The following is a 20,032-nucleotide window of genomic DNA, read 5'->3' as shown; positions in this document are numbered from 1 at the left end:
CGGCAGGACAGAACGGCACGACTTCGGGGGACAGGGCAATGGGCGCGACGGGCGGGACCATGGATGTGACCGAGAACGACGCGCGGCAGACGCTGCACCGGGTGTTCGGGTACGAGGCTTTCCGCGGCGAGCAGGAAGCGATCGTCGACCATGTGGTGGCGGGCGGGGATGCCGTCGTGCTCATGCCGACCGGTGGCGGAAAGTCCCTCTGCTATCAGATCCCGGCCCTGGTCAGAGCCGGTACAGGCATCGTCATCTCACCCCTGATCGCCCTGATGCAGGACCAGGTGGACGCGCTGCGGGCGCTCGGTGTGCGGGCCGGCTTCATCAACTCCACGCAGGATTTCGACGAGCGCCGCTCGATGGAGGCCCAGTTCGTCGCCGGTGAGCTCGACCTGCTCTATCTGGCCCCGGAGCGGCTCCGCCTGGACACCACGCTCGGCCTGCTCTCGCGTGGCGAGATCTCCGTCTTCGCGATCGACGAGGCGCACTGCGTGGCCCAATGGGGCCACGACTTCCGCCCGGACTATCTGGCCCTCTCCGTCCTCGGCGAGCGCTGGCCCGACGTACCGCGCATCGCCCTGACAGCCACCGCGACCAACGCCACGCACCAGGAGATCACGCAGCGCCTGGGCATGCCCGACGCGAAGCACTTCGTCGCCAGCTTCGACCGGCCCAACATCCAGTACCGGATCGTGCCGAAGGCCGACCCGAAGAAGCAGCTGCTCTCCTTCCTCGAGGAGGAGCACGCCGGGGACGCGGGCATCGTCTACTGCCTGTCGCGCAACTCGACCGAGAAGACCGCCGAGTATCTCTGCCGCAACGGCATCGAGGCCGTCCCGTACCACGCCGGTCTGGACGCGGGCACGCGCGCCGTCCACCAGTCCCGCTTCCTGCGCGAGGAGGGCTTGGTCGTCGTCGCGACCATCGCCTTCGGCATGGGCATCGACAAGCCGGACGTACGCTTCGTCGCCCACCTGGACCTGCCGAAATCGGTCGAGGGCTACTACCAGGAGACCGGCCGCGCCGGGCGTGACGGGCTGCCGTCCACGGCCTGGATGGCGTACGGACTCCAGGACGTGGTCCAGCAGCGCAAGCTCATCCAGGGCGGCGAGGGCGACGAGGCGTTCCGCCGCCGCGCGGCCTCCCACCTCGACTCGATGCTGGCCCTGTGCGAGACGGTCCGGTGCCGCCGCGCCCAGCTCCTGATGTACTTCGGTCAGGAGCCCACCGCGGCGGCCTGCGGTAACTGCGACACCTGCCTCACCCCGCCCGAGACCTGGGACGGCACGGTGGTCGCGCAGAAGCTGCTGTCGACCGTCGTGCGGCTGAAGCGGGAGCGAGGGCAGAAGTTCGGTGCGGGCCAGATCATCGACATCCTGCTCGGCCGCAAGACGGCGAAGGTCATCCAGTTCGACCACGACCAGCTCTCGGTCTTCGGCATCGGCGAGGAGCTGGGCGAGGCCGAATGGCGTGGAGTCGTACGGCAGTTGCTCGCCCAGGGGCTGATCGCGGTCGAGGGCGAGTACGGCACGCTGGTGCTGACTCAGGAGAGCGGCACGGTGCTCGGCCGGGAGCGCGAGGTGCTGCTGCGCAAGGAGGCGCCGAAGCCCGCGTCGCGTTCCACGAAGGGCGAACGCAAGGCGAAGTCCTCGACGGTCGCCGCCGAGCTGGCGCCCGAGGCCGTCCCGGTCTTCGAAGCGCTACGGGCCTGGCGCGGCGCCCAGGCAAAGGAACAGGGCGTCCCGGCGTACGTCATCTTCCACGACGCGACGCTGCGCGAGATCGCCACGGTGCGGCCGGACTCGGTGCCCGCGCTGGGCGGGATCGGCGGCCTGGGCGAGAAGAAGCTGGCGACGTACGGGGAGGGAGTGCTGGAGGTGCTCGCGTCGTTCGGGGAGGCGGGGGCGGCGCCGGTGGCCACCCCGGCACCGGAAGCCGGATCGACCCCGGCACCGGAACCCGGCCCCGCACCGGCTCCGGCCTCTGTACCGGGTCCGGCCACGGCCGGCTCGTCAGCGGCTTTCGACGACCCGGAGTTCGGCTGGGGCGAGGAGCCACCCGAGTACGAGTGAGTGCGGGGACCAGTGGCGGCGCCGGGCTGCTCCGGGGCCGCTGCCGGCGTATCCGCCGGGAACCGGTTCGGAACCGCGCGAACAGGTGAACCAATTGCGTGCCGTTGACGGCCGCGCTCCGGCAGGGGCGCGGCTGCCGACCGGCAGGCGTCATGCCGACGGAACGATCCGCCCCGTCACCTCACCGAGCCCCACCCGCGTGCCGTCCGGACCCGGTGCCCAGGCCGTCATCGTCACCGTGTCGCCGTCCTCCAGGAATGTCCGCTTGCCGTCCGGGAGATCCAGCGGGTCGCGGCCGTTCCAGGTGAGTTCCAGGAGCGAGCCGCGCTGTCCGGGCTCGGCGCCGCTGACCGTGCCGGAGCCGTACAGATCACCGGTGCGCAGCGACGCGCCGTTCACCGTCATCTGGGCCAGCATCTGGGCCGCCGTCCAGTACATGGTGGCGAACGGCGGCTCGGCGACCAGCCGGCCGTTGATCGCGACGGAGATCCGCAGATCGAGGCCGCCGGCCTCCTCCTCGCCCGCGTCCTCCAGGTAGGGGAGCAGCGGGAAGTCGCGGGCCGGGGGCGCGATCCGGGCCGCCTCCAGGGCTTCGAGCGGCGTCACCCATGCAGATACGGACGTGGCGAAGGACTTGCCGAGGAACGGGCCGAGCGGGACGTACTCCCAGGCCTGGATGTCCCGTGCCGACCAGTCGTTGAGCAGCGAGAGCCCGAAGACATGGTCGCGGAAGTCGCCGAGCGGGACCGGACGGCCCTGCTCGGAGCCCACTCCGACGACGAAGCCGACCTCGGCCTCGATGTCGAGCTTGATGGAAGGACCGAAGACGGGGGCCGCGTCGGCGGGCGCCTTGCGCTGGCCGGACGGGCGCACCACATCCGTGCCGGAGACGACGACGGTGCCGGACCTGCCGTGGTAGCCGATCGGGAGGTGCTTCCAGTTGGGAGTCAGCGCGTCACCGTTCGGCCGGAAGATCCTTCCGACGTTGGTGGCGTGGTTCTCGCTCGCGTAGAAGTCGACGTAGTCCGCGACCTCGTACGGCAGATGGAGCGTCACGGACTCGACCGGGTGGAGCAGCGGTTCGATGTCCGGGCGGTGTGCCGGGACCGTCACCCATGCGGTCAGCGCCCGTCGGACGTCCCGCCAGGCGGTGCGGCCGGCGGCCAGCAGCGCGGTGAGGTCCGGCTGGGCGAGAAGCTGCGCGTAGGGCGATCCGAGTGCGTGGGCCGCCGCTCCGGCGTCCAGTACGTGGCTGCCGATGCGGACGCCGACCCGGCGGTCCTCGGGGTGGTCGGGGGTGGAGAACACACCGTACGGAAGGTTGTGCGGACCGAAGGGGTCGCCCTCGGTCAGATCGAGCGGGCTGCTCTGCTCGGGCATGTGTTGCTGCCTCGCTTTCCAGGTCGCTTGGGGGACACGTTACGTCGGTGTTGCTACCCCGCGGGAGTGTCCCAACTGCTCCTGATGCCCGGAAAGTTCCGCCGTGCCCCCTGCTGTACGGGGGCACGGCGGAGGGTTCACCCGGCCGTGCGCGGGATCCGCTTCTCCCAGGTCCGGTGGAAGACGACCTCGCCGCCGCTCTTGCACACCACCTCGTCGGACGTGATGAAGTGGGTGTCATCTGCACTGATTTCGGACCGGGTCTCGATCCGTACGTCCCACGCCATCTCCGGCCGGTGCAGCCGGATCGACCAGTCGGAGCGGGCGCGTGCGGAGAGCGGGTCGTTCTCCTGGATCGTGTACGTCTCCACGGCGTCCTCGGTGAATTCCAGGCCGTCCGGGTAGACGCGGGTGCCGCCGTAGCGCGGGTCGACCTCCAGCCGCCATTCGCCCTTGGCGACATCGCGGACCACCAGGCGTTCGGGGCGCTGTTCGTCGAGCGTCACCGGGTGGACGACGCCGAGCGGCTCCGACTGCTCCGGCTCCTCGAACCGGATCGCGGGGTCCTCGGTGTGCCGACGCACCGGCAGTTCGACGAGGCTGCCGTCGGCGTCCAGGGTGAAGCCGACCGACCCGGCCTGCGGCCAGATCCACGGCCAGTACGAGGAGGAGACCGCGAGCCTGATCCGGTGGCCGGGCGGGAAGGTGTGCCCGATGCCGTTCAGGTCGAAGGTCACGTCCTCGGTCCTGCCCACCGGCCAGTCGTCCGCACGGTCGCGGCCGTGCCGTGCGGAGAGGTTGAGCGCGCCGCGGGTCACCAGGGTGGAGGAGCCGTCCGGCGCGACGTCGCAGAGCCGGGCGATCGCCTGGCCGCGTGGCGCGTCCATCCGGATGCGCAGCTTCACCCGGGGGCGGCCCAGGATCTCGATCGGGGCGTCCTCGACCGGGAACTCGAAGCAGACCGACTTCGCGTCCTCCTCGCGCTGGTCGGGCGGCAGGTCGGCGTCGTTGCCGAACGGGAAGAAGCGCCCGGCGTCCAGACCGGTCTGCTGGGGCGAGTCGACGTTCTGCGGACCGCCCTGGAGGGCGTACGCGACCGGCGCGACGTTCTTTGAGGGCCAGCCGGTCTCACCGACCCAGCGGCCGGGCAGCGTCTCGTACACCGTGGCGGGCCGGTGGGACTCGCTGATCCAGGACCGCAGCAGGGGCTCGGCCATGATGCCGGTGTCCTTGTCCTTCAGGTGCTGGTCCCACCAGCGCAGCGTCTCCTGGAGGAAGCCGATCGCCGGACCGGGCGGCAGACCCCGGTCGGGGTACTGGTGCGACCAGGGCCCGATCAGCCCGCGGACCTTGTCCGGGCCGAGGTGCTCGACGAGCCGCAGGACGGTGTCGCGGTACGGGTCGTGCCAGCCGCCCACCGCGAGGACGTTCGCTGTGATCGCGGAGTAGTCCTCGCAGACGCTGCCGTGCTTCCAGTAGTCGTCGCGGGTCTGGTGCGCCAGCCAGGTGTGGATGAATGGTTCGACCGTTTCCAGCCGCTTCAGCCACATGTCCTTCCAGCCCTCGCCGACCTGTGCCGGATCCGGCGGCCGGGCGACGAAGGCCAGCATGGTGGCCGCCCAGGCGTGCATGTCGACGGCGAGGACCGAGCCGCCCATGTAGTGGACGTCGTTGTCATAGCGGTCGTCGGTCGAGCAGACGGTGACGACGGCCTTCAGCGGCTCGGGGGCCAGCGCAGCGATCTGGAGCGAGTTGAAGCCGCCCCAGGAGATGCCGAACATGCCGACCCGGCCGGAGCACCATTCCTGCTCGGCCAGCCAGTGGATGACGGCGACCCCGTCGGCCAGCTCCGTCGCGTCGTACTCGTCGCCCGGCATCCCCTCGCTGTTGCCGTGTCCGCGTACGTCCACCCGGACGGAGGCGTAGCCATGGCCCGCGTACCAGGGGTGGCGCTGCCAGTCGCGTGGCGCCGTCCAGTCGCTCAGCCGGTACGGCAGATATTCGAGGAGCGCGGGGACGGGTTCGTCGGTGACCGGCCGCCAGATCCGGGCGTAGAGCCGGGTGCCGTCCGGCAGCGGGATGCGGACGTCCTCACGGGTGGTGTCATACGGATACGTGGTGCGGATGTGCATGGCGGTACCTCAGTGGACGGGGTGCATGGTGCGCTTGAGCCAGGGTGCGGCGGCGATGACGGCCACACCGGCCACCACCGCGATTGCGCCATTGACACCGAAGTAGGCGGGGTTGGATATCTCGCCGTACAGCTTCACGACTTGGGCCTGGATGCCGTTGGCGAGGGCCAGCGAGAGGAACCAGAGCGCCATCGTCTGGCTGGCGAACGCCTTGGGTGCGAGCTTCGTGGTCGCGGACATGCCGGAGGTCTCCAGCAGGATGTCGCCGAGGCCGAGCAGCAGATACGAGCCGACGATCCACCAGGCGGCCATCCTGTAGGTGTCGCCGGAGTGCCCGGAGGTCGGCAGCACCATCAGCAGGAACGACAGCCCGCCGAGGATCACCCCGATCGCGATCTTGTTGGAGGAGTGCGGCTGACGAGGGCCCATCCGGGCCCAGACGGCGGCGACCACCGGGGCGAGCGCGACCTCGAAGGCGCCGAGCGCGGAGGCGTACCAACTGGCCGGGAAGTGGAAGCCGAAGATCTCGGTACTGGCGTTGGTCGACGCGAGCAGCATCATCGTCGAGTACGCCTGGAAGAGGATGAAGTTGAAGACGACGGAGGCCAGGAACAGCACCACGTACGGGCGCAGCCTGCCGCGTTCCTCGCTGGTCACCCGCGGGCTGCGGAACATCACCACGAAGTACACGACCGGAGCGATCACCGAGACGAGGGTGAGCAGGTCGACGAAGCGGTCCATGGTCAGCCACCCCGCGAGGGCCAGCGCGGTGGCGACGACGGCGACCACGACGGCGCCGATGACGATCAGCCGGACGGCGCGCCGCATCGGTGCCGGTGCCAGGGCGAATTCGGCGCTGTGCTTGTGCCCCGCCAGGTGACGCCGGCCCAGTACGTACTGGATCAGACCGAGCGTCATGCCGAAGGCGGCGGCCGAGAAGCCCCAGTGCCAGCTCGCGTGGTCCCCGAGCCAGCCGGTGACCAGCGGGCCGAGGAACGCCCCGATGTTGATGCCCATGTAGTAGAGCGCGAAGCCGGCGTCGCGGCGCTCGTCGTCGGTGCGGTAGAGCTTGCCGACCATGGTCGCCACATTGGGCTTGAGCAGACCGGTTCCGGCGCTGATCAGACCGAGGCCGGTCCACGTCATGGCGTCGGTGGGCACCGCCATGGCGTAATGCCCGCACGCGATCAGAATTCCGCCGTACAGGACGGCGCGGTACGAGCCGAGGATCCGGTCGGCCAGCCAGCCGCCGGCCACGGAGACCAGGTAGACCAGGGTGCCGTAGGCGGCCGAGACGGACGCTGCGGTGCCCGCCTCCATCCCCATGCCGCCGTGGGCGACGGTGTCGGCGAAGTAGAGGACCAGGATCGCCTGCATGCCGAGGAACGAGAAACGTTCCCAGACTTCCAGGCCGGACAGGGTCTTCAGGCCCCGTGGCTGGCCGAAAAAGGCGTGGTCGTCGCCGGATGGCAGCTGAGTGGGTTCAGTGTCGGTGGCGGTGGAGGACAAAGGGGGACTCCTGATCGTATGAGCTGATCTCGAACATACCGGCGGTGGCGGGAAGGCGCCCACTGTGATCCAAAGGGGACCCGATACGCTGACTTGAGTGATGACAGCGACACATCGACACTCCGTGTGATCGTCAGCAGACAGGAGATCCCCTCGTGACCGTCGTCGGGCCGTTCGGACTGAGCGTGCGGGACCACGCTCTTGAGGCCGATGTCCAGGCCGGTTTGGCTGCTGTCGAGTCGGGGCTGCTCGATGCCACCAAGAGCGGCGTGCCCTTCATCACGGAGGCCGCGCAGCATCTCGTACGCGCCGGGGGCAAGCGATTCCGGCCGCTGCTGGCCATGCTGGCCGCCCAGTTCGGCGACCCCGACGCGCCGGGCGTCGTGCCCGCCGCCGTCGTCGTCGAGCTGACCCATCTCGCGACGCTCTACCACGACGACGTGATGGACGAGGCGGACGTACGCCGCGGCGTCGACAGCGCCAACACCCGCTGGGGCAACTCGGTGGCCGTCCTGACGGGCGACTTCCTCTTCGCCCGCGCCTCGCACATACTGGCCGACCTCGGTCCGGAGGCCGTACGCATCCAGGCGGAGGCCTTCGAGCGGCTGGTCACCGGCCAGATCCTGGAGACCGCGGGCCCGGGCGACGGGCGCGACCCGGTCGAGCACTACCTCGAAGTGATGCGCGGCAAGACCGGCTCGCTGATCGCCGTGGCCTGCCGGTTCGGCGCGATGATGGCCGGCGCGGAGGAGCCGGCCGTCGACATCCTCACCCAGTACGGGGAACGGCTCGGCGTCGCCTTCCAGCTCGCCGACGACGTGCTCGACATCGCCTCCGACTCCCACGAGTCCGGCAAGACTCCCGGCACCGACCTGCGCGAAGGCATCCCGACACTCCCCGTGCTCCATCTGCGGGCCCAGGCCGCGGCCGACGGAAAGCGGGACGACCTGGAACTCGTCGAGCTGCTCGACGGCGACCTGAGCGACGACGCCCGGCACGCCGAGGCGCTGCGCAGACTGCGCGCCCACCCGGCGCTGGAACAGGCGCGACAGGACACCATCCGGTACGCGCAGGAGGCGCGTACGACGCTGGCGCCGCTGCCCGGGGGCTACGCGAAGGCCGCGCTGGAGGAGCTGTGCGACGCGGTGGTGCACCGGGCGGGCTGAGCCCGTCCCCGCTTTCGCGGTGGTCCGGTGGCCGGGTGAGCCACGAGGCCGAACGTGTTGTTCACCGGCCCGGGACGCGGTCCGGAGGTGTTTTTGGCCGTACCGGATTCGGGCCGGTGGCGCCTCGCCCGTCTCGGGCCGGCGCCCGGCAGGCCCCGCTGGTACGACCCGCCCGGAAGAGGGCGCCCCTGGCGCCGCATCCCGGGCACGTCCGTACCTCGGCCTCGGCCCGGCGGGACTTCCCGCCGGGCCGAGGCATGGCGCACCGAGGGCTGCGGGTTCTGTCGCCCCAGGTGCGCCGAGGGCGTACGCGGTCCTGACCGACGGTCATCCGCAGATGTCCCAGGCGGCAACTGAGACGGGCCCACACCCGGGCACGTTCGTACCCCGGGTGCGGGCCGCTCGTCAGCGCAGGCCGATGGTGACCGGGCCGCCCTGGGCGCTGAGGCCCTTCATCACGGACCACGGCACGCGGAAGACGCGGCCGGGCGCGGCGGGCCAGGGCAGGGTCCGTTCCGAGACGACCCGCCCGTTCTGGCGGACCATCACGTGCGGGAACCGGATGGACCGGTCCGTCCACAGCAGCAGGCGCCCACGCGGGGGAGCCGGGTCACCCGGGCGCAGCAGCCCCGGTGCCACCCACCGCAGCGGCGCCTCGGCGAGGATGCGCAGGCCCGGGGCAGGCTCGCCGGCCCCGGTCAGCCATGCCTCGACCTGGTCCGCGACGTGCAGGCCGTCGAGGGCTGCGACGTCGGCGGTGTCGACCGGGTGGAGGAGGTTGCCCGCGGCGAAGACGCCGGGGCGGCTGGTCCGCAGGGCGGTGTCGGTCAGCGGGCCGAGGGTTCCCGGGTCCAGGTCGAGTCCGGCGCTGCGGACGAGTTCATGGTCGGGGATCCAGTCTCCGGTGAGGACCACGGTGTCGCAGGCGACGGTGCGCCGGGCATGGGTGTCGAGATTCTCGATCTCGACGGCCTCGACCCGGCCCTTGCCGATGATGCGGGTGATCCGGCTGCGGTTGGCGACGGGAACGCGCAGCAGGGCGCGGCCGGCGACGTTGAAAGCTGCGTACGACTCCGTCCTGGGGTACTGGCTGACCATCAGCTCGGTTGCGCAGCCGGCTTCGCGGAGGGTGACGGCGGCGGACCAGCTGACCAGTTCCCCTCCGACGATGACGGCCCGGCTGCCGACCTCGCTGTGGTGGAGGTGGACGGCGTTCTGCAACTGCCCGGTGGTGTAGACGCCCTGCGGCCGGTCGCCGGGGATGCGCCGGGCCGCGCGGGGCCGTTCGCGTGCGCCGGTGGCGAGCACGACGGCCTTGGCCTCCACACGCAGCCGCCCCTGCGGACCGGTGACCTCCACGGTCCGGTCGCCCGCCCAGTGGGTGACCATGGTCCCGGTGCAGATGGTGGCCCCGGCCGAAGTGGCCTGTTCGACGAGGTGGCGTGCGTACTTCGGGCCGGTCATGACCCGGCGCAGGTCCCGCAGGCCGTATCCGGTGTGGTCGCTGTGGCGGGGGATGCCTCCGGCGTCCTTCTCCCGGTCGAGCACCAGGACCTCGCCGCGGATGCGGGGTGCGAGGGCGGCGGCAGCCGTGAGCCCGGCGGGGCCGCCCCCGATGATCAGGACGTCCGGTGTGAGTGTGGTGGTGGTCATCAGGAGTTCACCTCGGGCCGCGCCGGCGCGACGGCAGTGCCGCCGCAACCGTTCTCGTCAAGGAGTCGGTTGACAGCCGCGCCGCAGAAGAAGCCCTGGCAGCGGCCGTTCACGGCCCGGGTGCGGCGGCGCAGGCCCTCCAGGTTGCGTGCGGGCAGGGGCGACCGGAAGGCGTCGCGGATCTCACCGGCGGTGACGCGCTCGCAGAAGCAGACGACCCTGCCGTACTCGGGATCGGCGGCGATGCGGTCGGCGTCCTGGTAGGGACGCACGGTCGCCTCGCCGATGTTGGCCATCTGCGGAGGGCCGGGCAGGTCGGTGCGTGCGGTGAGGACGAGTCCGGCCTGTTCGAGCACCTCGTGGACGTGCTCGGCGATGGCCATGCCGGAGGTCAACCCGGTCGAGCGGATTCCGCCGACGAGGAGGTACCGCTGCGAGGGGGTGGGCTCGATGAGATAGTCCCCGTGGTCGATGGCGGCCCGCAGCCCCGCGTAGGAAGCGGTCACCTCCTCGGCGATCAGCCGGGGCATGAGGCGCTCGCCCTTGTCCAGCAGGAAGGCGAATCCGTCCTCGGACGTTCCGGTCGCGGTGCGGTCGGTGAGGTCCTTCGAGGTGGGCCCCAGCATGACGTTGCCGTAGATGGTGGGAGAGATGAGCACCCCCTTGCCCCGGGACGTGGGCACCGGAAGGACGATCTTGTCGACCAGTGGGCGAGCGAGCCTGTCGAAGACGAACAGCTCACCGCGGCGCGGGGTTACGGTGAACCGCTCGTGGCCGAAGAGCCGGTCGATGCGGTCGGCGCCGAGGCCCGCCGCGTTGACCACCCAACGGGCCTGTACGGAGCCGCCCGTGGTGGTCAGCGTGGTGGACCGGGTGTTCACCGACACCGCGGTGACGGCGTGGTTGAGCAGGACCTCGGTGCCGCGCTGCCTCGCGTCGGTGGCCAGCGCCAGGTTCGTGGTCCAGGTGCAGATGATCGACTCGTCGGGGACCGTGAGTCCGCCGAGCGCTCCCTCGCCGAGGGAAGGGATCTGCTCGTAGACCTCGTCGGCGCCGACGATCCGGCACCGGTCGTAACCGTTCTGCTCGGCCTTCACCTTGAGGCCGGGCAGGGCGTCCAGCTCCTCCGCGTTCCACGCGACGAGGATCGCGCCCGTGTGCTCGACCGGGATGCCGGTCGAGCGGGCGTACTCCGACAGCAGGTGATATCCGCGCTTGACGAGCCCGGACTCCAGCGTGCCCGGCTTCGCGTCGAATCCGGTGTGCAGGATCGCGGTGTTCGCCTTGCTGGTTCCGTCGCCGACGTCGTCGCGCGCCTCGACGAGCGCGACCGACAGCTGATGGCCGGACAGGTCGCGGGCGATTGCCGAGCCGACGATGCCTGCGCCGATGACGACGACGTCGTAGACATGGTCCGGCTCGTGCGGTGTGGTGTCGGTCATCCGAGTTCTCCCTTGCGGGCGGTGGCCTCGGCGGCCGCCGCCCGGTGTTTGGCGTGACCATGGCGGTGCTGTTCTTTCAGAAACTACCGCTCGCTACAGAGGAATTGCCGGTTGCGCGGGGTGGGGCCCACACGGAGACATCGCCGAAGAGGGCAGCGGGAACGAGGAGAGATCGCCGCAGCGCTCAGGAGTGTCAGGCCGAGATCACCGCTGCGCCCGACTGCTCGATGGCCGAAGTCAGTGACGGGTCGGGGGTCTGGTCGGTGATCAGGCCGGTGCAGTCGTCGAATCCGCAGACGCGGTGCGGAGCCACCCGGCCGATTTTGCTCCCGTCGGCCAGCACGTAACTGAGCGCGCTGCGGGAGAGGATCGCGCGCCCGGTCGCGTTCTCCTCGAAGTGGGAGTCGGTCATCCCGGCGGTGCTGTCGACGCCGCCGGAGCCGAGGAACGCCAGGTCGGCGTAGAGGCCGTTGAAGAAGTCCACCGTCGGGGAGCCGGAGCAGACCAGGTCGCCGCCCCGGCCCCGTCCGCCGGGGACCAGTGCGTCGACGTGGGGGCGGGTGGACAGCTCGGCCGCGACGAGCAGGGACGGGGTCGCCACCGTCCCCCGGAAGTCCGGCGCCAGGGCGCAGGCGACCTGCAGAGCCGTCGTGCCGACGTCGATCACGACGGTCAGGCCGGAGCGGACCAGGTCCGCCGCGGCTCGCCCGATCGCCGTCTTGGCCTGCTGCTGCGAGGCGGACCGCTCCGTGAAGGATGCCTCTTCGCCGCTCAGGCCGCGGACGACGGACAGCGCTGCCGCACCGCCGCGCACCCGCATGAGATGCCCCTGCTTCTCCATCTGTGCCAGATCCCGGCGCACGGTCTCGGCCGAGACGCCGAGCTGCTCCGCCAGACTCTCGGTGCTGATCGTGCCGCTGCGCTCCACGACGGTGGAGATTCGACGGTGACGTTCGGCTGGCAGCATCCCGGCAACCTCGATGACTGGTTTCGTGGAAAAGTGACTGGAGATGACTGAAAGTGTTGATATGTGACCGAAAATCATCAAGGGTGGCGTGTAATTCACCTGCCTCTCCGTCCCGTGATCCGTTCCGTGACCCGATTGGCGGGTACGTGGCGCGGTTCCCCGCCAGGCCCCGGCAGCCACGGCGGCCCTGGGGCAGGGGCGCCCATGGGGTGCCCACCCCTACGGGACGGGGGAGGCCCGCCCGGGTGGCGTCATACCGAAGAGGTAGGCGGAGTTGCTCCCCGGGGGTGACGATTTCGCGCTGCCGTTTTGGTCAGATGGAGAACAACCACTCCTGAACAAATCGGTGAGAATGGCGGCACGGAGTGGACGAGTGCATCCGGACGGAAGCCGCCGACCACGGAGGTAGGGCACACATGGCACCGAACGACAGCGTAGAGACCAACGGCGGGGCCAGGGGCACCGTCGCAGGCCGTCGAAAGGCGGCGCGCTACATCGTCCCGGTCGCGGTGGCGGGAGTGGCGGCCGCGACGGTCGGGCTCGTCCCGGCGCTCGCGAGCACCGGTGACCCCGATCTGCCGGAGATCACCGCACAGCAGCTCATCGAGAAGATCGCCGCTTCGGACACCCAGCAGCTCTCCGGCACGGTGAAGATCAGCACGGACCTCGGCATCCCGTCGCTCGGCGGTCTGGCCGGCTCCTTCGCCCCGGGCGGCAGCCACGGCGACACCGGCAGCGCCAAGGGCGATTCGACCGCCGACCCGCAGACGAAGATGACGGAGCTGGCGTCCGGCACGCACACCCTGCGGGTGGCCGCCGACGGCCCCGACAAGCAGCGGGTGTCGATCCTGGAAAACGCGGCGGAGTACAGCCTGATCCACAACGGCGATCAGGTCTGGGCGTACGACAGCAAGACCAATCAGGCCTACCACGCCACCGAGGACCGGAGCGGGAAGGAGTCCGGGCACTCGACCCCGGCTCCCGAGGGCGTGCCGACCACGCCGAAGGCGCTCGCCGAACAGGTCCTGAAGGCCGCCGGCCCCACCACATCGGTGACGGTCGACGGCACGGCGCAGGTCGCCGGGCGTGACGCGTACAAGCTGCTCATCAAGCCCAAGCAGAGCGGCTCCACGATCGGCTCGGTCACGGTCGCGGTCGACGCGAAGAACGGCGTGCCGCTGAAGTTCACGCTGCTTCCGAGCAGCGGTGGCAAGGCCGTCGTCGACGCCGGATTCACCAAGGTCGACTTCGCGAAGCCGTCCGCCTCCTCGTTCACGTTCACCCCGCCCAAGGGCGCCGAGGTGACCGAGGCCGACGACGCGAAGGCGGAGCAGAAGGCCGACGGGGCAGGGGGCCTGGGCATGTTCCCGGGCGCCGAGGGACTGGGCGCCGGGGGTCCGGGCTCCAAGGACACGAAGGTCATCGGCGAGGGCTGGAACGCGATCACCGAGATCAGGACCCCGGGCGGCACCGGACTCCCCACGAAGGCGTCGGGTGACGTACCGGCCGAGGCGCAGCAGTTCCTGGACTCGCTGGGCGACAAGGTCTCCGGCAAGTTCGGCTCGGGCACGGTCTTCAAGACCCGCCTGGTCAACGCGCTGATGACGGACGACGGCAAGGTGTACGTCGGCGCGGTCACGCCGGACGCGCTGGTCAAGGCGGCTGACAACGCCGCCTGACGCCGGGGCGCGTCGCGCTTCCCGCCACCGACCGGCCGCCCCGCCGTACCCTCCGTACGGCGGGGCGGTCCGCTGAGCCGCTGTCCGGCCCTGATCCGCCGGACAGGCCCCACCCGACCCATGGGGGAGTACGCATGACAGAGCCTGTGACCGTGACCGAGCCGAGGGCGGTGACCGACCCCGGAGCCGTGATCGAGACACGGGGCCTCACCAAGCGGTACCGCGGCGGCCAACTCGCCGTCGACGGCCTCGACCTCAGCGTCCCCGGCGGCAGTGTTTTCGGATTCCTCGGCCCCAACGGCTCAGGGAAGACCACGACCATCCGGATGCTGATGGGTCTGATCGACCCGACGTCCGGCACCGCGCAGGTCCTCGGCCACCCCATGCCGGGCGCGGCCCGCGCCGTACTCCCGCAGGTCGGAGCTTTGATCGAGGGGCCCGCGCTGTACGGCTTCCTGAGCGGCCGGGACAATCTGCTGCGCTACGACTCCGCCGACCCGACCGCCGATCCGCGCACCCGCCGGGACCGGGTCGGGCAGGCCCTGGACCGGGTCGGGCTCGCCGCGGCGGCCGGCAAGAAGGCCAAGGCGTACTCGCTCGGCATGAAGCAGCGCCTCGGTCTCGCCGCCGCCCTGCTCCAGCCGCGCCGCCTGCTCGTCCTGGACGAGCCGACAAACGGCCTGGACCCGCAGGGCATGCGCGAGATCCGTGCCCTGGTCAGAGAACTGGCGGCGGAGGGCACCACCGTCTTCCTCTCCTCCCACCTCCTCGACGAGATCGAGCAGGTCTGCACACATGCCGCGGTGATGGCCAGGGGTCGGCTGATCACCCAGGGCCCGGTCGCGGATCTGGCGGCCGGGGCGCGCGGCCGGCTGGCCGTCACCACCCCCGACCCGGGTGAAGCCGCCCGCGTCCTCAAGGAGTTGGGCGTCACCGGTATCACGGTCGACGGCGACCGGGTGAGCGCCGAGGCCCCGCCGGTCGACGTCGAACTCGCGGACCTCAGCGCGGCGCTGGTGCACGCCGGCGTACGCATGCGGTCCTTCGGCGTCGAACGGGCCTCGTTGGAGGACGCCTTTGTCGCACTCACCGGAGAGGGTTTCGATGTCGCAGGCTGAAGCCGGAATCGTAAGGGCGGGCAGGGCGCGCAATCCGCTGTGGACCTTCGGAATTCTCCGCTCCGAACTGACCACCACACTCCGCCGCTGGCGCACCCTCGCACTGCTCGGGGTGCTGGCCGCCGTTCCCGTGCTGATCGGGATCGCGGTGAGGATCGAGACGAATCACGGCTCCTCGCCCGGACCGGGCGGTGGCGGGGGAGGCCCCGCTTTCCTTTCCCAGGTCACCAACAACGGCCTGTTCCTGGTCTTCGCGGCCCTTGCCGTGACGCTCCCGGTCTTCCTCCCGATGGCCGTCGGGGTCGTCGCGGGCGACTCGATCGCGGGCGAGGCCAACGCCGGCACCCTGCGCTATCTGCTGGTCGCCCCGGCGGGCCGGACCCGGCTGCTGCTGACGAAGTACGCCTCCGTCCTCACGTTCTGCCTGGTCGCGACCCTGGTCGTGGCCCTTTCGGCGCTTGCCGTGGGCGCGCTGCTGTTCCCGGTGGGTGAGGTCACCACGATCTCGGGGACCCGGATCGGGTTCGGCGAAGGGCTGCTGCGGGCCGGACTGATCGCGGTGGTGGTCGCGGCGTCGCTGATCGGATTCGCCGCGATCGGCCTGTTCATCTCGACCCTCACCAGCAGCGGGATCGCGGCCATGGCCGCCACTGTCGGGATGCTGATCACCGTGCAGATCGTGGACACGATCCCGCAGCTGAGCGGCATCCATCCGTATCTCTTCCCGCACTACTGGATGTCGTACGCGGACCTGCTGCGCGACCCCGTGTACTGGGACGAGGCGATCAAGAACCTGGGACTGCAGGGCCTGTACGCGGCGGTGTTCGGCTCGGCGGCCTGGGCCCGCTTCACGGCGAAGGACATCACTGCCTGACGTGCGGCGCTTCGTACTCGTGCCGTCGGCCGGGCGAGCCGTCCCCCGATCGGCTCGTCGCGGCACGAACGGCACGAACGGTGCGAACAGCAGGAACGATACGACACGGCACGTTCCGTTTCCGCCTCAGTATTGTTCGACTTCTGGCGATGGACTGTCAACAAGTATTGGCTCAAATACACCTATGCTCACCGAATGATCACATCGCCGAGTTCACTGCGTCGCAGCGAGAGATCACGACGGGCGATCCTGGGAGCCGCCCTCGAACTGTGTACGGAGAAGGGGTATGGCCGGGTCACGGTCGAGGCCATCGCGGCCAGAGCGGGCGTCAGCAAGAAGACGATCTACCGCTGGTGGCCGTCGAAGGGCGCGGTGATGCTGGAGGCGTTCACCGACGCACTGGTCGGCACGACGCCGTTCGTCGACACCGGCGACATCGCCGCCGACCTGCGGGCCAATGTGATGGGTGCGGTGAAGCTGCTCTCCACGCCGCCCTACGGCCCCGCGTACGCCGGGATTCTCTCCGAGGTCCACCACGACGACGCACTCGCGGAATCAGTCAGAACGAAGCTGATCGACCCCCGCTTCGACGAGGCGGTCGCCCGCCTGCACCGGGCCCAGGAGCAGGGCCGGATCCCGCCGGGCGCCGATCTTCCGCTGGCGGTGGAGATGCTGTACGGGCCGGTGTACTACCGCCATGTGCTGCGCAAGCCGGTGCAGGACGAGGAGACGATCGCGGCACTGGTCGCGCATGTGCTGCGGGCGCTGGGGGCGCCGGAGCCGCGCCCGCCGGAGGGCGGGGACGGCTGAGGAACCCCTGCGCCGCTGAACGCCCACTCAGCCGAACACCCGTTCCAGCACCTCGGCGACCCCGTCGCCCTCGTTCGACGACGTCACCTCGTCCGCCGCGGCCCGGAGGTCCGGATGGGCGTTGGCCATCGCGACGCCGTGACCGGCCGCGCGGAACATCGGCAGGTCGTTGGGCATGTCCCCGAAGGCGATCGCGGCGTGCGCGTCCACGCCCAGGAACTCGGCGGCCAGCGCGAGCCCGCTTCCCTTGTCGACGCCGTACGGCTGCAGTTCGACGGTGCCGGGGCCGGAGAGCGTGACGGAGGCGAGATCGCCGACTGCCGTACGGGCCGCCTCGGCCAGCGCGTCGTCGGTGAGCTCCGGGTGCCGGATGAGTACCTTGACGACGGGTGCGGACCACAACTCATGGCGATGCCGGGTCCGTTGGGCGGGGAGCGTGGGGTGGGGCATCAGATATCCCGGCTCGATCAGCGTCCGGCCCTCGGCCCCGTCCTGGTCCACGGCCGCGAAGACGGGCCCCACCTGAGCCTCGATCTTGCCGAGCGCGGTGTCGGCCGCCTCCCGGTCCAGGGTGACCGCGCGCACCAGGTGCCCGGACCCGGCGTCGTACAACTGGGTCCCCTGCCCGCAGACCGCCGGGCCCCGGTAGCCCAGTTCGGCGAGCAGCCCCCGTATACCGGGCACGGGCCGTCCGGTGACCACGAGATGCCGCGCCCCGGCCCGCTCGGCCAGAGCGAGCGCGGCACGGGTGCGGGGACTCACGGTGTCGTCGCGGCGCAACAGGGTGCCGTCCAGGTCCGTGGCGACGAGGGCATATGCGGGTGGGATGGGCATGGATCAAGCCTAAGGTCGGCCCGGGCGCGCACACGTCCGCGTTGACAGGCGACGGTCGGCTGCGTGTAATGAAACCGGTGTCGCGTGACGCCGGCCAAAGAGCAGTGGGCCGGCCGGTGATCGGGCGAACACCCTGCATTCAAGGGGTCTGTGATGAGTTCCTGCTCCGCACCCTGCACCTGACGTAGCGACAGCGCGGCAGCCGCGCGCCCTCGTCCGCCTTTCACGCCTTCCGGCGCTGCGCACCGTCCTGCGTGCCGTCCGCACCGCGCTGTGCGAAACCGCCGCCCGGACGCGCACCGCGATCACTCATTCCCTCAGCTCGACGCGGCCACGGCCGCGCCTGCGACCTACGGAGAAACAGACCCGTATGCCCACGTCTTTCAACCAATCCGTCATCCGCGCGCCCCGCCCCCGCCCCGCCCCTGTGCCCTGAGCCACCCGCCGCGCCGGCGTGCTGATCTCCGGGCTCGTGCCGGTCGGCATCGGCAGCCGGGTCCGCAGCTATTGCACGCAGAATTCATTGCCCTCGGGATCGGCGAGAACAGTCCACGTGCCCCCCGGTTCCTCGACCCTGTGGAGCACCGTCGCGCCCAGCGCCTCCAGCCGCTTCACCTCTGCGTCGCGTCGCTCCGGTCCCGCGTGTACGTCCAGGTGGAGCCGGTTCTTCACCGTCTTGGCCTCCGGTACGCGCTGGAACAGGAGCCGTCGCCCGAGGCCCGTCCCGCTCTCCGCCTCGTACGGATCGTCCGGGTGCCGGACCGCCACGAGATCGCGAAAGGCCCGGCGGCCGTGGACCAGGACCGTCGCCTCTTCCGGCACCGCCCCGAAGCCGAGCAGCCGCTCGATCAGTGTGCTGTTGTCCTCGACCAGGTAGCCGAGGGTCTCGGCCCAGAAGGCGGCCTGGGCGTGCGGGTCGGACGCGTCGATGACGATCTTCCAGTCCAGAGTCATGGAAACCGTTTATAGTGGTTACATGACCGAGTTGGCAACGGGCACGCCGGGCCTGATTCTCCGTACGCCGGAGGGTCGTCCCTACCGCTTCGATCCCGGCGCCCTGTGCCTGGAGTTGCTGCCCACCGGCGGGTACGCGCGGTACGCCGCGTACGAGGTGCTGCACACCCCCGCCGACCTGGTGCGATGGGCGGGCGAGAGCCGACTGCCGGACGGACTGTCGCTTTCGGTGAGTGCGGCGGAGCTGCGGCGGGCGCACGAGCTGCGCGCCGCGCTCTGGAATCTGACCGCTGCCCGCGCGCACGGCCGCCCCCTCGCCCCGGCCGACCTCGCCACGGTGAACGCCACGGCGGCCGAGCCCCCGCTCGTCCCTCGTATCGACGCCGACTCCGGCGGCCTCGCATGGGCCCCGGACTCCACCGGCAGTGCCCTTCTGTCGACCGTCGCCCGCGACGCGGTGGAGCTGTTCACCGGCCTGTACGCCGACCGAATCCGCGAATGCGGCTCCGACAGCTGCAAGTTGCTCTTCGTCGACACCTCACGGCCGGGCAGGCGCCGTTGGTGCGCGATGGAACGCTGCGGAAACCTTCACAAGGTACGGGCCCACCGCGCCCGGCACACCACGAACGACTGAGGAGTCAGCACGCCGACAGGGCGACCGACCCCGAGGGAGTACACCTCTGGCTCGGCCCGGACGCCGAACTGCCCACGGAGAAGGGCACCCCGTATCGCGCGAACGTGACGGTCGGCCCGTGATGTGTCACGTTTTTCGCGGCGGTGGGTGTCAGTGCGGGGAGGGCGGGTTTCCCTCGTCGTCGTTCTCGATGAAGTGGTCGAACTCGCCGGCCTGGACGCCCTTGGTGAAGGCGTCCCATTTGGTCCGGGTGGTCGTGACGATGTTGGTGGGGTCGCCGGTCTCGCGGAGGTGAACGAGTTCGTCCGGGCCGAAGGCGATCTCGATCCAAGGGCCGGGCCCCTCTTCGTCTTCGGGGGCGGCGCGGATCCAGGTGAGGTCGGTGGGGATGTCAGTCATGGAGGGCGTCTTTCTTCAGGGCGTGGAGAAGGGCGGCCAGGGCGATGGGGGCGATGCGGATCGTCGCGCCGCGCGGGTCGCCGGACTCGGTCAGGCCAATGGTGCCGGTGGGGGAGGCGCATATGTGTATGCAGGCGTCCCCCTCGCCGCAGTACGACGACTTCTGCCAGAAGGGTGTGGGCACGGTGGCGTCCTTTCAGAGGTCCTGTGCGATGCGACGGATGAAGTCCCGGGACTTCCTGGGCGTGAGGGCGACCGCGTCCATTCGGTCGAGAAGCGTCCGGTACTTCAGCAATTGGGCCTCGGCATCGAGCAGCACGGATCCGTGTGACTGGTCGAGGTGCACCGTGTCGAGCTGTGGCACAGGACCGACCCCGTAGGCGAGCGACCTGCCAACTTCCCTCCG

18 protein-coding genes are annotated in these 20,032 nt (G+C 70.5%); 7 read left to right on the top strand and 11 right to left on the bottom strand.

All coding sequences use genetic code 11. The features are described from left to right. Positions 1-38 precede the first annotated feature (38 nt). Positions 39-2,075 (top strand): DNA helicase RecQ, encoded by a 2,037-nt coding sequence (recQ, locus tag OG953_RS18150; protein WP_405685406.1) that lies wholly within the window; start codon positions 39-41, stop codon positions 2,073-2,075. A 150-nt stretch (positions 2,076-2,225) separates the two neighbouring features. Here the strand turns inward: recQ and fahA are convergent, their stop codons facing one another. The 3 genes from fahA to OG953_RS18135 form a co-directional block, all read right to left on the bottom strand. Continuing rightward, complete coding sequence (gene fahA, locus OG953_RS18145) at positions 2,226-3,455, bottom strand: fumarylacetoacetase (protein ID WP_405685405.1); 1,230 nt, start codon at positions 3,453-3,455, stop codon at positions 2,226-2,228. Positions 3,456-3,592: 137 nt separating this feature from the next. Next, complete coding sequence (locus tag OG953_RS18140) at positions 3,593-5,587, bottom strand: CocE/NonD family hydrolase (RefSeq protein WP_405685404.1); 1,995 nt, start codon at positions 5,585-5,587, stop codon at positions 3,593-3,595. 9 nt (positions 5,588-5,596) lie between these two features. Continuing rightward, a complete protein-coding gene (locus tag OG953_RS18135) occupies positions 5,597-7,096 on the bottom strand; it encodes a peptide MFS transporter (RefSeq protein ID WP_405685403.1) in 1,500 nt (499 codons plus the stop codon). A 155-nt stretch (positions 7,097-7,251) separates the two neighbouring features. Between OG953_RS18135 and OG953_RS18130 the strand changes: the two genes are divergently transcribed. After that, positions 7,252-8,262 carry a polyprenyl synthetase family protein gene (locus tag OG953_RS18130; protein WP_405685401.1) on the top strand — a complete coding sequence of 337 codons (1,011 nt, stop codon included), beginning with the start codon at positions 7,252-7,254 and terminating at the stop codon, positions 8,260-8,262. Positions 8,263-8,667: 405 nt separating this feature from the next. On the opposite strand, the gene OG953_RS18125 is transcribed toward OG953_RS18130, so the two are convergent. The 3 genes from OG953_RS18125 to OG953_RS18115 form a co-directional block, all read right to left on the bottom strand. Further along, positions 8,668-9,915, bottom strand: a complete 1,248-nt coding sequence (locus OG953_RS18125; protein ID WP_405685400.1) for an NAD(P)/FAD-dependent oxidoreductase — start codon at positions 9,913-9,915, stop codon at positions 8,668-8,670. Beyond that, positions 9,915-11,357 (bottom strand): NAD(P)/FAD-dependent oxidoreductase, encoded by a 1,443-nt coding sequence (locus OG953_RS18120; RefSeq protein ID WP_405685398.1) that lies wholly within the window; start codon positions 11,355-11,357, stop codon positions 9,915-9,917. The genes OG953_RS18125 and OG953_RS18120 overlap by 1 nt, the downstream gene beginning before the upstream one ends. A gap of 193 nt (positions 11,358-11,550) precedes the next feature. After that, positions 11,551-12,324, bottom strand: coding sequence for a DeoR/GlpR family DNA-binding transcription regulator (locus OG953_RS18115; RefSeq protein ID WP_405685397.1), 774 nt, complete (start codon positions 12,322-12,324; stop codon positions 11,551-11,553). Positions 12,325-12,740: 416 nt separating this feature from the next. On the opposite strand from OG953_RS18115, the gene OG953_RS18110 reads away from it, so the two are divergent. The 4 genes from OG953_RS18110 (at position 12,741) to OG953_RS18095 (ending at position 16,805) form a co-directional block, all read left to right on the top strand. After that, a complete protein-coding gene (locus tag OG953_RS18110; protein WP_405685395.1) occupies positions 12,741-14,003 on the top strand; it encodes a LolA family protein in 1,263 nt (420 codons plus the stop codon). Positions 14,004-14,137: 134 nt separating this feature from the next. Continuing rightward, entirely contained in the window at positions 14,138-15,121 is a 984-nt protein-coding gene (locus OG953_RS18105) for an ATP-binding cassette domain-containing protein (RefSeq protein WP_405685393.1), read from the top strand. Beyond that, complete coding sequence (locus OG953_RS18100) at positions 15,108-15,995, top strand: ABC transporter permease (protein ID WP_405685392.1); 888 nt, start codon at positions 15,108-15,110, stop codon at positions 15,993-15,995. Before OG953_RS18105 ends, OG953_RS18100 begins: the two co-directional genes overlap by 14 nt. Positions 15,996-16,190: 195 nt before the next feature. Then, a complete protein-coding gene (locus OG953_RS18095) occupies positions 16,191-16,805 on the top strand; it encodes a TetR/AcrR family transcriptional regulator (protein WP_405685390.1) in 615 nt (204 codons plus the stop codon). A gap of 27 nt (positions 16,806-16,832) precedes the next feature. Here the strand turns inward: OG953_RS18095 and OG953_RS18090 are convergent, their stop codons facing one another. Continuing rightward, on the bottom strand, positions 16,833-17,639 hold the full coding sequence (locus OG953_RS18090; RefSeq protein WP_405685389.1) for an HAD family hydrolase: 807 nt from the start codon (positions 17,637-17,639) through the stop codon (positions 16,833-16,835). A 504-nt stretch (positions 17,640-18,143) separates the two neighbouring features. Beyond that, positions 18,144-18,593, bottom strand: a complete 450-nt coding sequence (locus OG953_RS18085; protein ID WP_405685387.1) for a VOC family protein — start codon at positions 18,591-18,593, stop codon at positions 18,144-18,146. Positions 18,594-18,615: 22 nt separating this feature from the next. On the opposite strand from OG953_RS18085, the gene OG953_RS18080 reads away from it, so the two are divergent. After that, positions 18,616-19,227 carry a CGNR zinc finger domain-containing protein gene (locus OG953_RS18080; RefSeq protein ID WP_405685386.1) on the top strand — a complete coding sequence of 204 codons (612 nt, stop codon included), beginning with the start codon at positions 18,616-18,618 and terminating at the stop codon, positions 19,225-19,227. A 150-nt stretch (positions 19,228-19,377) separates the two neighbouring features. On the opposite strand, the gene OG953_RS18075 is transcribed toward OG953_RS18080, so the two are convergent. The 3 genes from OG953_RS18075 to OG953_RS18065 are packed head-to-tail and all read right to left on the bottom strand — an operon-like array spanning position 19,378 to position 19,990. Continuing rightward, complete coding sequence (locus OG953_RS18075; protein ID WP_405685385.1) at positions 19,378-19,626, bottom strand: DUF397 domain-containing protein; 249 nt, start codon at positions 19,624-19,626, stop codon at positions 19,378-19,380. Next, complete coding sequence (locus OG953_RS18070) at positions 19,619-19,810, bottom strand: DUF397 domain-containing protein (protein ID WP_405685384.1); 192 nt, start codon at positions 19,808-19,810, stop codon at positions 19,619-19,621. The genes OG953_RS18075 and OG953_RS18070 overlap by 8 nt, the downstream gene beginning before the upstream one ends. Positions 19,811-19,822: 12 nt before the next feature. Then, a complete protein-coding gene (locus tag OG953_RS18065) occupies positions 19,823-19,990 on the bottom strand; it encodes a Scr1 family TA system antitoxin-like transcriptional regulator (protein WP_405685383.1) in 168 nt (55 codons plus the stop codon). Between the last annotated feature and the right edge of the window lie 42 nt (positions 19,991-20,032).

Source organism: Streptomyces sp. NBC_00057, assembly GCF_045041165.1.
Taxonomy (GTDB): Bacteria; Actinomycetota; Actinomycetes; order Streptomycetales; family Streptomycetaceae; genus Streptomyces.
The sequence above is the reverse complement of the archived record's forward strand: the minus strand, read 5'-3'. Positions and strand labels throughout refer to the sequence as shown.